At 56.8% G+C, this 12,649-nt stretch carries 13 protein-coding genes; 10 read left to right on the top strand and 3 right to left on the bottom strand.

Features of this window, described 5'->3' with window-relative positions:
- The first annotated feature begins 113 nt into the window (after positions 1–113).
- The 8 genes from RAS12_RS24075 to RAS12_RS24040 all read left to right on the top strand — a co-directional run bounded on the left by RAS12_RS24075 (position 114) and on the right by RAS12_RS24040 (position 7,159).
- The gene (locus tag RAS12_RS24075) at positions 114–719 is read left to right on the top strand and encodes an outer membrane lipoprotein (RefSeq protein WP_306942109.1); all 606 of its coding nucleotides are present in this window, start codon (positions 114–116) and stop codon (positions 717–719) included.
- Between the two features lie 175 nt (positions 720–894).
- The gene (locus tag RAS12_RS24070; protein WP_442538725.1) at positions 895–1,149 is read left to right on the top strand and encodes a hypothetical protein; all 255 of its coding nucleotides are present in this window, start codon (positions 895–897) and stop codon (positions 1,147–1,149) included.
- Between the two features lie 93 nt (positions 1,150–1,242).
- A complete protein-coding gene (locus RAS12_RS24065) occupies positions 1,243–1,476 on the top strand; it encodes a hypothetical protein (protein ID WP_238911541.1) in 234 nt (77 codons plus the stop codon).
- Positions 1,477–1,617: 141 nt separating this feature from the next.
- The gene (locus RAS12_RS24060; protein WP_306942107.1) at positions 1,618–2,247 is read left to right on the top strand and encodes a DUF3275 family protein; all 630 of its coding nucleotides are present in this window, start codon (positions 1,618–1,620) and stop codon (positions 2,245–2,247) included.
- Between the two features lie 66 nt (positions 2,248–2,313).
- The gene (locus RAS12_RS24055; RefSeq protein ID WP_371321314.1) at positions 2,314–3,423 is read left to right on the top strand and encodes a DUF6094 domain-containing protein; all 1,110 of its coding nucleotides are present in this window, start codon (positions 2,314–2,316) and stop codon (positions 3,421–3,423) included.
- A gap of 290 nt (positions 3,424–3,713) precedes the next feature.
- Positions 3,714–4,154, top strand: coding sequence for a patatin (locus RAS12_RS24050; protein ID WP_306942105.1), 441 nt, complete (start codon positions 3,714–3,716; stop codon positions 4,152–4,154).
- Between the two features lie 33 nt (positions 4,155–4,187).
- The gene (locus tag RAS12_RS24045; RefSeq protein WP_306942103.1) at positions 4,188–4,802 is read left to right on the top strand and encodes a hypothetical protein; all 615 of its coding nucleotides are present in this window, start codon (positions 4,188–4,190) and stop codon (positions 4,800–4,802) included.
- 80 nt (positions 4,803–4,882) lie between these two features.
- Positions 4,883–7,159 (top strand): SNF2-related protein, encoded by a 2,277-nt coding sequence (locus RAS12_RS24040; protein WP_306942102.1) that lies wholly within the window; start codon positions 4,883–4,885, stop codon positions 7,157–7,159.
- Positions 7,160–7,260: 101 nt separating this feature from the next.
- On the opposite strand, the gene RAS12_RS24035 is transcribed toward RAS12_RS24040, so the two are convergent.
- Positions 7,261–8,484 carry a hypothetical protein gene (locus RAS12_RS24035; RefSeq protein ID WP_306942100.1) on the bottom strand — a complete coding sequence of 408 codons (1,224 nt, stop codon included), beginning with the start codon at positions 8,482–8,484 and terminating at the stop codon, positions 7,261–7,263.
- A gap of 202 nt (positions 8,485–8,686) precedes the next feature.
- Here RAS12_RS24035 and RAS12_RS24030 point away from each other — a divergent pair, with 202 nt between their 5' ends.
- Positions 8,687–9,598 (top strand): hypothetical protein, encoded by a 912-nt coding sequence (locus tag RAS12_RS24030; RefSeq protein ID WP_306942098.1) that lies wholly within the window; start codon positions 8,687–8,689, stop codon positions 9,596–9,598.
- 145 nt (positions 9,599–9,743) lie between these two features.
- The gene (locus RAS12_RS24025) at positions 9,744–10,724 is read left to right on the top strand and encodes a hypothetical protein (protein WP_306942097.1); all 981 of its coding nucleotides are present in this window, start codon (positions 9,744–9,746) and stop codon (positions 10,722–10,724) included.
- Between the two features lie 371 nt (positions 10,725–11,095).
- On the opposite strand, the gene RAS12_RS24020 is transcribed toward RAS12_RS24025, so the two are convergent.
- Entirely contained in the window at positions 11,096–11,803 is a 708-nt protein-coding gene (locus RAS12_RS24020; RefSeq protein WP_306942095.1) for a tyrosine-type recombinase/integrase, read from the bottom strand.
- Positions 11,804–12,306: 503 nt separating this feature from the next.
- A complete protein-coding gene (locus tag RAS12_RS24015) occupies positions 12,307–12,600 on the bottom strand; it encodes a hypothetical protein (RefSeq protein WP_306942093.1) in 294 nt (97 codons plus the stop codon).
- Positions 12,601–12,649 lie beyond the last annotated feature (49 nt).

The raw sequence follows: 12,649 nt of genomic DNA, 5'->3' as shown, positions 1-12,649 counted from the left end.
TCCACCATTCGGTGACCGCAGGTCCTAGCGACCAGGAGTGTCTTTTCAGCCCATCGGGGAACTTTCCTCCCCGACTGGGGCGGCGGTTCCCCTTTTTCTTTAGGAGAACCGACATGAGTTCAACCCTTTACGTTGCGACCCTTTCCATTACGTTCGGCCTCGGCGTGGGCTCCCTCATGTGGGGAATTCTCACCGTTGCCTCTGCGCGGTCGGCACAACTACGCACCGCGCTTCTTGCCGTTGCTCGCGGACTGCGCTTCCGCGTTCGAATCAGCATCGCCGCCATGTTGGCGGTAGTTACCCTGGCCGGCTGCGCCAATCCAAGCGCCTCCGGTGGCGTCTACAGCTATCAGCAAGCCCAGCAGGTACAACTGGTCCAACCGGGGACGGTCCTTTCGGCACGGCCCATCACCATTCAGGCCAGCTACAACTCGGGCGCTGGTATGGCTGCCGGCAGTGCAATCGGTGGCTTGGCAGGAAGCGCTATTGGAAACCACAAAGGGTCCTATATCGCCGCCGCCTTAGGTGCTCTGTTTGGTGGACTAGCTGGCAATTCCGTAGAACGCACGGTATCCAAGGCCACAGGCCTTGAAATCGTGGTGCGGCTCGACAGCGGTCAAACGCAAGCGGTCGCGCAAGAGGCGGATATTCCGCTGAAGCCTGGCCAGAGAGTCAACGTTCTGAGCGGCGCCGGCGCAACCCGCGTCGTCCCGATCTAAACCCAAGCAGCGGCGCCTTCTCGGTGCCCTGCTTTTCCCAATCCGGGCCCACGCCCGGAGGGCGAATGGGTCCACTCTCGGGGGATGTAATGAGCAACCACTACGTCGCCACCACGCACAAAGATCATCCCATCACCGTCAATCTTGGCTGGGACAGGCCCTAAGCTATTTCTTCATGGTCATCCTCAAGCCCGTTGAACTTCTTGACGAGTCGCAGCTTGTAGACGACGACGACTATCTCTACTCCAACCTTCACGAACGGGATCCTTTGGGAAAGGACCTGGATTATTACCGCCAGGTCTTGAACCACTTCGGAATTTCCATTCCGGAGAGCATGTTCAACGAAGTGGAGCGGGATAGATTCAACAATGTTGGAAACCGCCTCGTCACGCACCAGGCGGACGGTACGTTCTCCGAACGCACCATGTAATTCTTTCGACTTCACTCACCCATCGGGGCTCCTCGATGGGGGGCCTCGCTTTCTTAAAGGCCCAACATGCCCCTCCATGCGCACGAAGAAAAGATGACCAACGTCGAATGCGTCGCGGATCTGATGGAGTTCTCCTCCTATGGCCCGCTCGCCCAGATGTTCGTCGTAGATGCGTTGCTGAAACATGCCACGACCGTGGCTGAGCTTAGCGATGCAGAACTTGAAGCCTGGCCCGAAAACCCGTTGTTTCATGTTCATTCATGGCGGGGTGTAGCCCAGGAGATCAAGCGCAAGCTTGAAAAGCACCTCGGCGAGGCGTCTGCCTAATCGCCGTAGCACTGCAGCAGGAAGCTCGGTTCCGCAGCTCTTGAAGCAAATATTTTTAACCTTCATGCGGGCATCATGCCCGCAGCCCCTCTCATTCATCTTGGCCCCTGCGGGGCCGTTTTTTATTTCTGGAGCAACACCATGATCAAGATCCCCGGCATCCTGGAGGTCAAGACGATTCGAGGCGGCAACGGCGACTTCAACGTCGGCGAACTGCAAACCGCGATCGGCGAATTCAAGATCAAAGACAAGATCTTGGAGCAGTTTCAATCGGGCTCCTATCCCGGCGAGTTCCTCATCTCCAAGATCTATCCGCACTCCTATACGTGGTACGGAAAGATCACCATCGAGATTCGGGCTTCCCTCGCAGAAGTCATGTTGGACAGCGACGAGCCGGACGATTCCGACACCCCCGCCCAAGCGAGTGAGCCGGACCCTGCAGATGAAGAACGAACTTCGCCTTTGGCCGCGCCTCAGGCAGAACCTGCGGCCCCGCCTGATGCGATCACAGATCAAGCACCAGCTACGCCGGCGCGCAGTGTTTCCGAGGAACAGCCCGCCGTACAGCCTACGTCGTCGGACGTTGAACTCGACGATAGCGAGCTTCTTGCCATCTTCGGCGATGAGCTCGCCGAGCTCATCAGGGATGGACAACCGGTGAAGCTCGATCCGTCTGTCGATCGCGCTCTGTTCCGGTCGCAACGCGACTGGCTCGGAAAGCGGCTGGGGTACAGCTTCAGAGCTGCATCGCAGACCTGGCACATCAAGTAGAAATCTCCGTCAGATGGGCGGGGCCGGCCTCCGCCGCCCCGCACTTCAAAACTACAAAGCAGGGACATTCCTATGGCGCTTATTTTTCCAAGACTGGCTCAGAACTTTGTTCGAAACGGCTATTTTCCAACCGATGAGGAGACACTTCGACGGATTTGTTCCGCTCTTGAGCTACTCGATCCTGATGCAGGGGCAAGGCTGTATGACCCGTGTTGCGGCGAAGGCTGCGCGCTTCATTGGGTGGCTTCCAACCTCGACACGCTTCATGACACTCGAACGACGGTGACCTATGGAGTTGAGTTCGACAAAGGCCGCGCCTGGCACTCGAAGGAGCTTCTCTCGTTTGGGCTCCATGCAGATGCACATGATGTCTTCGTATCTGCGCGATCCATGGGGCTTCTGTTTCTGAATCCACCTTATGGGGCTGTAGTAGCCGACAAAGGTCACACCGGCGATCGGCACTACGACCGTCTGGAAAAGGTCTTCTACCAGGCCGCCGTGCCATCGCTGACATTCGGAGGCGTACTGGTTTTGATCGTCCCGCATTACGTCATGGACAAACAATTCGCGACGATGATCTCCAGGAACTTTGAAGGCGTGCAAGCCTACTTGGCGCCGGAGCAAGAGTTTCGCCAGTTGGTTGTCTTAGGCATCAAGAGACGCTCAGAGTCCCCTGATCCAGAGACGGTGAAGCGCTTGGTTGATATCGGCCAAGGGCAGCTACCAATGGAACTACCGCAAGAGTGGACGACCGCTCCATATCTAATCCCCCACGTTCCAGGCGAGCCCGCATTTATTTCTACAAAGATCGACGCTGAGCAGTTGCAGCTTGAGCTGCAACGCGTGGAGGCATCGACATTGTGGCCGCAGTTCGATCGAGTTTTCTCGAACGGCCAGCTAGCCCATCGCCGCCCACTGTGCAACCTCTCCGACTGGCATCTGGCGCTTGCTCTGGCAGCAGGCCAGATAAGCGGCGTGGTAGAGGGCGACGACGGGACGAAGCTACTCATCCGCGGCGACACGATCAAGGTCAAAGATCAGGAGGTGCAGCTTGAAGAGGCCGATAACGGAGACATTCGAACGACGATCGTGATGCGCGACAAGTTCGTGCCAACGATCGTAGGCATCGACTTCACGCCCGGGCCGGCCCTTGGCCGCCTGGTCAACATCCGCTAAATCTCTTGGGCATAGCAGCTAGTGCTGCGTATTGCCCCGGGGAGAACAGAAGCGATTGCATCATCAGCCCCTTCGTATCCACGAGGGCGCTGCCCTAAGCGCATTCACTTGCGCTTAGGGCAGCGTTTTACGAAGCCCAACGGTACTGGGCCGCTGCCGGCGTAACCGGCGCCCTTTCTTGGTTTGGCTCCATGGGCATCTGCCCAGACCAAGGTCGCATCGACCTGGAGTGTCCTCTAAACCCTTGCGGGCCCGCCCGTTAGGGTGCCCGCTGTCGCTTGGAAATGCCAATGACAACGTCCTCTAAGTTCATCGTGACCCTTGAAGTCGCGTACCAACACGTCATCAAGGTCGGCGTGGTTGCCGACAATGAGTTAGTCGCTTTGCGGCTAGCGGAGTCTGCTTTCGGGAGCGGATCGCTATGGACAGGAGACTGCGCCCTGCAACTCCTCCATGACGACTTCCACGAAGAAGGAGAACGCGTTGACCGGTACGTCTCACCTCTGGGCAATGCCGCTTTTCCACCTCCTGATTCGACCGTGCACGAGCTTGAGCTCCAGTCGAACGCACGTCGCCTTCTCAGCTTTTGCCGAATGGTCTCTGACGCTGCTCCCTCACTGACCGAACAGATCGATCTAGACCGCTTGTTTGACGTGAAGCTGTCGGCACGGTCGATTCAGCAGCTACGGGAACTATTGCCTCACCTAGCGGAAGTAGAGCTCGCTCTGTAACGATCCAGACCTACCTAACTCTTGGAGCAAAACATGATGTATCGCATTCGTGAGCTGCAAGACCTGTATGTGGATGCCTGCATCAGGTTGCCAAGCGGTGATCTCGCGTTTCTTTCGTTCTATGGCAGAGACGGATCAGTACAGCAGCTCTTTGCGTCTCTTCAATTGGGAACTCAAGAGGGAGGCCTACGACAGTTGACGTTGATGACGTCGTCATCAGCCGTCGAAACCGTGGTCACCGTTGGGGATGTGAAGCGTCTCGAAAAGCACACTGGCCGGCTTCCCAAGCAGACTCTTTTCGGTGGACTCTTGCACTGCTGGATCTATGACCCGGCGCTGCTGAAGCCTTCCCGCGCTACTCGTAGTGGCTGGGTGTTGCGCGACTCTCCGGTCGCTCAAGCAACTGACCTGGCGGTTGATCCCGTCTGGGATCTGGTCAAACAGATCTCCGAGGTTCCCCTCTTGGACCACTGGCGTGCGTTCGTGATGAGCGAACTTCGCGCCGACCTGCTGGCCGATCTTGATGACGAGGCCTGCCGGCCGGTGGGGCGCATTCATCCTACATTTGTCCGCCTGCCTAGTGACTTCTCCTCTCGCATTTCCTCTTACGTCCGTAATGGCCAACTGACCCTCCTCGCGGACGCCTAACGGCGCCGCTTCTCCCCTTCCGGGACACCACCCCGGAAGGGGCTGGTGTCTCTTAATCCCCGTTTATTTGGAGCACCACCATGAATGCAATCGTTGACGACGGAGTTGTCGTCTTGGAAGAAGTTCACTCCGATGAAGCCGCGAGCATCCCTCTGTCGGAATTCATCAGTAAGTTTGGCTCTGGCCTGCTACAGGCCGTCCGACGCCAAAACCCCCCAATCTTCGACGAGGCTTCCAACCCGATCTGGGACGGGATCATCAACTCTCTATCGCGGACGCCGTTTCCCGCTCAGCGACGCGTCGTACATGCCTTAACCACCCTTCTGACGCAGCATGCACCAGCCGGCGTCATCAATGCGGAGATGGGCACGGGAAAGACCCTTATGGGCATCCTCGTCGCGACTCTCCTCCATCACGCTGGGTTCCCCCGCACTTTGGTGCTTGCACCCCCCCACTTGGTCTACAAATGGCGGCGTGAAATTCGTGCGACGGTTCCAAACGCGCAAGTCTGGATCCTCAACGGCCCGGACACGCTTCGAAAGCTGCTGCAGCTCAGGAGCATGCGAAGCAAGCCAGTAGTGCCGCAATTCTTCATCTTGGGCCGCGTTCGCATGCGGATGGGGTTCGACTGGCGCCCCGCCTTCGCGACACGTCCGGCTATTTACGACTCGGAGCTCGGCCGCGTGTACAGAAGTGCCGCTTGCTGCCCTCGGTGCGGTCAGTTCGTCTGCGATGAGGAAGGTGCTCCGTTCACTCCAGCGCTAGCAACATCAGCGTTGAACGAGCGGCGAACTGCCTGCGCATGTGGTGAGCGGCTTTGGACGCTAGTCCCCAAACGTGCTACGCCGACGAGCTACCGTGACACGGTCAAGAAGGCGCTTGTTCAAATGCCAACTGTTGGCCCGCGCACCGCGGACAATCTTCTTTCTCGATTCGGCGAAACCTTGCTTGGCGATATGCTGCAGGACAACGTCTACGAGTTCATCAACTTGATGGACGACGAAGGCGACCTGGTGTTTTCGGACCGCCAGGCCAAGCGCATGGAAAGAGCACTGGCCTATACCGAAGTGTCATTCGGTCAGGGTGGCTTTCAACCTACCGAGTTCATCAAGCGCTACCTGCCGCAAGGCTATTTCGGCCTGCTAATCGCAGACGAAGGACACGAGTATAAGAACGAGGGTTCTGCTCAGGGCCAAGCGATGGGAGTTCTGGCGCGCAAGTGCTCAAAAGCTCTTGCGCTTACCGGCACGCTGATGGGGGGCTATGCTGACGACCTCTACCATCTTCTCTATCGTCTGCATCCGCAGATGATGATTGAGGACGGGTTCAACTTCAATTCGAAGGGGTCGATGGCTTCCGCGACGATGGCTTTCATGCGCGAGCATGGGGTCCTGATCGATATTCACAAAGAATCGAATTCAGGATCTCATCGCACGGCAAAAGGGGATAAGAAGACTATCTCGACAGTCAAAGGCCCGGGGTTTGGTCCGAAGGGAATCATGCGGTATGTGGTTCCCTACACGGCGTTCTTGAAGCTTTCCCAGCTTGGTCAAGACGTGCTTCCTCCGTATCGCGAAAGCATGGTGGAGGTGGCCATGTCTGCCGACATGGAATCTGCCTATAAGTACCTTGAGCGAACCTTGGTCGAAGAGTTACGTCGCGCATTGCGCGCCGGTGACAAGTCGCTTATGGGAGTCGTGCTCAACGCTCTCCTCGCGTGGCCGGAATGCTGCTTTCGGCCTGAGACTGTGCGACATCCTCATACGAAGTCGGTGCTTGCTAGCCTTCCCTCACTATTTGGAAATCAGGAGATGTCTCCAAAGGAAGACGCGCTACTGGAACGAGTACGAAGGGAGACTGCAAGAGGTCGTCGCACACTGGTGTACACCACGTACACCGGCACTCGCGACACTTCGGCCAGGCTCAAGGCGCTTTTCGACCAGGCTGGCGTTCGCAGCGCTGTACTTCGTTCCAGCGTGGCCGCCGAGAAGCGGGAAGACTGGGTGATGGAGCAGGTCGATCGTGGGATAGACGCGCTCATCTGCAATCCAGAGCTCGTCAAGACGGGGCTGGATATGTTGGAGTTTCCGACCATCTTGTTCATGCAGACGGGCTACAACGTTTACACGCTGCAGCAGGCTGCAAGGCGTAGTTGGCGGATAGGTCAGACGCGGGATGTGGACGTGGATTTTCTTGGCTATCAGGGCACGGCGCAGATGCGCTGCTTGCAGCTCATGGCTCAGAAAATCGCGGTATCTCAATCCACATCCGGCGACATGCCTGACTCGGGGCTGGACATCCTCAACCAAGGGGGGGACAGCATTGAAGTCGCCCTTGCAAAGCAATTGGTAAGCTGACTTCGTTTTTCTAGCTGGACTGGCCACCCCACAAGGGGTGGCTTTTTTTTTCGTATCTGACGAAAGTAGATGCAGGGGTTCACGAGCAGTACCCCCCCAACCTAATCTGCGTCGTCTATCACCAATTCAGAGATTGTTTCCCACCCGACCTCAACAGAGTCATGCACCGTAGATCCACTCCGTGCGGCTTTTTCAGCTAATTTGAGGTGGTAGGCGTCCCCGAACACTCCCCATGCGTAGAAGCCGATAAATCGTGTGCGATTATCCAGCATATCTTCCAAAAGATCTTGCCAATTCATCGCACCTTCGAGGTGCGTATGGCAACAAGACTTCAGGAACGACTTTGCGTGCTCTCTTATCTCGGTGAGCGATCTGCTCAGGTCAGGGGTCCCCCACATGTTCTTGGTTTTGATAAGAGCTAGATGAAATGCATTTATCCCCTTGTGTGGAGGGGCGCTGTCGCACAAATGAAAAAGATCTCGCATCGGTGAAACATCTACCAACGTGAAGGAGTATGGAGCGTCGGTGTTATTGGTCTTCCAAAGGAACGCAAAACCGTTGCTCCCGAGAGAGATACCACGGCGCGTCATTGCCATGCCGGCCAACCTCATCTGGGCCACATGCGTGCGAGGAAAGCCCGCTTGGGGTGGCTTCAAACTTAAGATGTGGCCCGTCAGGTCGGATGCACTGATCGCTTTTGTGGCGTTGCGGCCGGTGAAAGCGTCGATCTTTTTTATAGACAAACTGACAGCCTCGTCAGGGCCTAAAGCTGGCTCCAGGCAGATGACTGTGCGACCAAACCATACGATTTCATTGAAAACAAAACGTCGCAAAAGGGTGGGCCACTCGCTAGAAATGATGACGCTAACAACATCTGCGGCGGCAATGAATGGCACGTACGTACGCACTGCCGCTGCATAGGCGCCCAGTTCTGTCCCGGCTTCGCGAGTTGCCGCTCGGCGATTCTTCAGTTCAACAACAACTATCGCCCCTTTGTACTGATCATAAAGCACCAGATCGGGCTGAAGCTTGTCGCGCTCATCTGTGGCGATATTTTGGTTCACCACCAATACTTCCACAGCATCTAGGGCGTCCATCGCTCGGCGGTAGCTCTCCAAAAACCGAGTGTCGGCGTGCGTTGTTGGCTCAACAGTCGTGAGGTAATCAGGGTTGATGATCAGTTCGCCGAAGCCCTGGTTATCCCGCCGGAGCCGCTCCACTAACCAGTCCTGCATGTCTCGTTCTTTGGCAAATATCTTTGACGTTTCCACTTGGCACCAGAAGCTTAGTGAGTAAGGAAGATTTTCATCCTGTCGATGCTGCACTCTTCGCCTAGGCAGAGTTTGGGGCAGCGCAAGTCGCCGTATTGGCGGCTGGCCAGTCCTCACCTTAAAATCCGGTATAGAACGTCGACCAAATGATCAGAAACATTAAATGACAACTCGGCTCGCATTTCCAGTCACGGACAACATCCCAGCACGACTCGCCATCGAGCAGTCGAACAACTAAGGGCAGCGAGATACTCGCATGAGCCACCCATCTTTTTCGGCCCCGCCTGCGCGAATCTCTAACAACACGATCATCGTTTTCGATGGGCTTTTGGACGATGATGACCCGACAGCTAAACTCGTCCATAACTTTTTGGTGCTTGAATGCGGCGTCGCGGAAAACCCGCCCCAAGTCCGCTATGTCCGGGTGCCTACCTCTGGACACCTACTCAATGAGTTGGAAAAGCTGGCAACAGCCTGTCGTGATGAAGGCGTGCGCCCGATCATTCAGATAGAGTGCCATGGAGATCCGAACCTTGGGCTGGTTTGGGGCGCGGACGGCCGAAACGGTACCCTTCCATGGAAACACCTAAGCGAAACTCTGCGCAGAGTGAACATTTCTGCCGATGGAAACCTTGGCGTGCTAACCGCGTGCTGCTTTGGGATCCACGCAGTCGCCCCTCTGGATGTCAGGCGAACCACGCCATTCTTCTTCCTGGTGGGACCAGACGACACGATCTACTCCAGGCCGCTGCTTCGTGAGACTCGCACCTTCTACGCACATTTGATCCGCCATTCGAATCTGTCAGAAGCCTTCACCTCGCTGAATGCTTGCAAGTATTTCTTCGCAGTTCCTTTCTTCTATATTGCTGCAGCACGTGTGTATCAGAAGATCGGCGGGCGTGGCCGTCAAGGGCGTATCGAGCAACTCGTAACCCTCGCACGCTTCAGGAACGGCGCCACCTCTCCGAGGCCAGAGCAGCTTAGGGAATGGAGACGCGTGTTTAAGAGCAATATGACCGATGGCAGTCTAAGCGACAGATTCTTGGTGTACGCACAGGACTTCCTTGGCAGCAAAGCAAAGGGGGCAGAGGTGCTGAACAACCTATTCGCCTGGGTGAAGAGCCTGCCCTCCAACCGAATAATTCGGCAATCAACCCCCCGGGCCTAGCCCAACAACGAAGACCTGCGGCTGCAACTGCTGGCCGCCTACTTTTCCCGACAAACGGCTTGAGCTTCGCTCCATACGTTTGAAGGCGGCACCGCGGATCAAAGCCAGTGCTGTTGGCCCAACCCCAATGTGGACATACCCACGCATGACTAAGCATCAAATTGCATCTAAAACGGTTGAGCAGATCAAGGCAAGACTGCATCTCGCGCAGCGAATACTCGAAGATTCCGATAGCTTGCCTGGCTGGTCGTTCAATCCGAATGTGGACAACTTTGCACACGAGCGGCATGAAAGGGAAGCGTTGACGGAGTATTTGCTTCTGACATGCTTCGATAAGTTAGGACAGCACAGGGACTTTATGCCATTTGCGAACTGGATCAACAGTCAAAAGTCGCAGGCTAAGTCTGAACGGGCAGCGGCTCTCGAGAGTCTCCGCAATCAACAGGACTGCTGTGATCCCGAAGCCATGACACGAGTGCTACTAAAGCGCCACTCAGAATTGTATGGCGTGGGCGCGGCGTTTGAAGCAGGGATTGAGCACCTTCCTGAAGTCGCCCGAGCACACTTGTTGGATGCAATTCGAGTGTCAAAACTACCGCCCGAGGCAAAAGTAAACCTAAATACCAGTTACCCATCGAAGCCCATTGACGATCCGAAGGAAGAGCACCGTTTGAAGGTCCGTTACCTCTACTCTCGGCGCAACTCTTTCACGCACAATCTTGCGCAGTTCCTAGGCGCTTCGACGCCTATGTTATCGGCGTGGCCGCTAAATGGTCAGACGGTCACACCCGAGACCGTTGCACCCGGTGCATCGTGGTCAGTGTACGTGATCGACAAATCGCTAGCGTACGGCGGCACGCCCTCTGAACGCCGCCCTTACGGAGAGGACGAATTGTTGAATTTCACACTGCGGGGTTGGCCGTTCGTACTTTTTGAAGTGCTGTACTACGCAATTGACATTCCCTTCGATCGCACGTCCATCAATTTGAAGTTTTCAGTTATGGCGACGCAAGGCGATCAAGTTGATTATTTGAATTCTGTCGCGCATTCTGACCTCGCGCATACAGTTCATGAAAGATATGGCGTTCATCTACCCAAGGGGCTACGCGTGCCAGATCATGTATAGCCATTGTGAATGGCGCCCAGGTCACGCATTGTTGCGCGGCGATTTTGCGGCGCCCTGCCCTGCTCTACAAGCGCCGGTGCGACTTCTCGGCCAATTTGCCCCAGGAGGTTCACTTTCGTCCTATCTACGTTGGACACTTGACAGGCGTTGGTGGCCATGCACACCGAATAAACGCGCACCGACAACTTCTAAAAATGGTGCTGCTTTGCCTTGCGGCTGAATTCCGGGCATGCATCATTGAAGTGGACCTCAGGCCATCCACGCCAGGTTTGACTCTAGGCGCGACGCCGAGTGCGGTGCTGGCCGGGCCCCACCCGTTCAACGACGCTCAATTTGGAAGGTGCTGCTGTACGGCGCTGAGCTAGCAGCACCTACACGCCACCCGGCCGCACCTTCTCAAGTACTCGAACGATATCCAGAAAGTCTAACTCCGTGTATGCCATCGTTGTCCGCACATCGTCATGCCGCATAGCCTTCGCGATCACACGCACGTCAACGCCCATCGCGGTCAATTGCCTGCCGAATGTATGCCTCAGCCAGTGTGTTGAAGCGCGCTCAAGCAGGCCCGCCTCTTCATCCCGACCGGCGTCACGAAGCCGCAATGCGCAACCTTGGAAGGCGCTGGTGAGTATGTCCCAAAGTGTCGCTCGCCTCCGTATCTCTCGCCACAGCCGCTGACTGCGACGTCCCACCACTGACGACGGGTAAGGGCACACTCCTTCCACTTTCCGCGTGCGCGGCGAGAGAATGAGTGCGGTAGGATCTCCGCAGACGGGCTCCGGTGGAAAGCTGAATGCGTAGCGGTAGGCACGCAGATCTTCCATGACGTTCGATGGCAATGCTACCCGCCCAATCTTTCTGCCCTTCCCATATCTCACAAGCAAAGACCAGTGGGCGCGCCCGGACTTCGGATCCGCATAAAGCTCCACGTCTCCCATGTTGGCCAATACAACTTCACTCGCCCGCATCCCCGTGAACTGCAGCAGATGAAGAATGAACCGATCTCGCAGAAACATCAGCTTCTTCTCCACTGATGCACGCGAAACCTGCTCCATCGACTCCAGAACTTCCTCGATCAAATCCGGGGGGACAGCGTGGCGACGCGGCGCATCGCGCCCAACCCCACCGCCACTTCCGATAGACGCCATTGGATTCGCACGTCTATACCCTGCCTCAAACCAAAACTTGAGTAGTGCATGCAAGACCTTCTGGGCGTTCGCGAGTGCCGACGCTCCGAGCCTGCTTCGAAATGGCGTCCAGTCGAGATCACCGGTGCGCGCGGTGCGCCTACCGCAGACATGGTCACCCGACCTCTCGCGCAAGAATGCAAGGTAGCGGGTCACGTCAGGGATAGACCACCGGCTAGGCCCATCCGATCCGACCAGGTTGCAGTACCACCGGATGCGCTGAATCTCGCGCCGATAATTCGCTAGGGTATGAGGACTTACAGGCGGTCTACGCGCGGCCAGCACCTCTAGCCAGCGCTCCGCGGCGTCCCAGTCATCGCGAACCAGCCCCAGGACGCACGGAACGGCCTCTGAGCCGCTCGTAATGGAAGAGGCCGGGGTAGGTGCCACAGCGTTCATCGCGACGCTCCCGCAGCCCCTAGCGCGGCTCGTCTGTATGAATCCAACAGCGCTTGCTCTTCCTTGCGCAGTGCCTGCAATCCTTCATAGCGTTCTCGCCATAGCCGGCTTTCCGCGCGTGCCGCTTCGATTGCCCGCAGCGCGAAAGCACGCCCGCCCTGCTCAGCGTGTGTGACCTGCGTCACCGTATTCACAAGCGCAGCCATCTTATCCGCCAGGGCAGAGAGGGCACGGTCAGCGCTGTCAACCTGCCCAAGCGCGCGAGCCAATTCGCACTGTTGCGCGCTCATTGCCGCCTCCAATCGAGCTTTGTCTGCCTCAAGCACCTGGCGTCGGCGG

Source organism: Achromobacter seleniivolatilans (assembly GCF_030864005.1).
GTDB classification, from domain to species: Bacteria; Pseudomonadota; Gammaproteobacteria; order Burkholderiales; family Burkholderiaceae_B; genus Achromobacter; species Achromobacter seleniivolatilans.
This window is presented reverse-complemented; position numbering and strand designations above follow the sequence as displayed.

Coding starts and splice junctions, on each gene's coding strand:
- RAS12_RS24075 (WP_306942109.1), top strand. CDS start 114: ATGAGTTCAACCCTTTACGTTGCGACCCTTTCCATTACGTTCGGCCTC.
- RAS12_RS24070 (WP_442538725.1), top strand. CDS start 895: ATGGTCATCCTCAAGCCCGTTGAACTTCTTGACGAGTCGCAGCTTGTA.
- RAS12_RS24065 (WP_238911541.1), top strand. CDS start 1,243: ATGACCAACGTCGAATGCGTCGCGGATCTGATGGAGTTCTCCTCCTAT.
- RAS12_RS24060 (WP_306942107.1), top strand. CDS start 1,618: ATGATCAAGATCCCCGGCATCCTGGAGGTCAAGACGATTCGAGGCGGC.
- RAS12_RS24050 (WP_306942105.1), top strand. CDS start 3,714: ATGACAACGTCCTCTAAGTTCATCGTGACCCTTGAAGTCGCGTACCAA.
- RAS12_RS24045 (WP_306942103.1), top strand. CDS start 4,188: ATGATGTATCGCATTCGTGAGCTGCAAGACCTGTATGTGGATGCCTGC.
- RAS12_RS24040 (WP_306942102.1), top strand. CDS start 4,883: ATGAATGCAATCGTTGACGACGGAGTTGTCGTCTTGGAAGAAGTTCAC.
- RAS12_RS24030 (WP_306942098.1), top strand. CDS start 8,687: ATGAGCCACCCATCTTTTTCGGCCCCGCCTGCGCGAATCTCTAACAAC.
- RAS12_RS24025 (WP_306942097.1), top strand. CDS start 9,744: ATGACTAAGCATCAAATTGCATCTAAAACGGTTGAGCAGATCAAGGCA.
- RAS12_RS24015 (WP_306942093.1), bottom strand. CDS start 12,600: ATGAGCGCGCAACAGTGCGAATTGGCTCGCGCGCTTGGGCAGGTTGAC.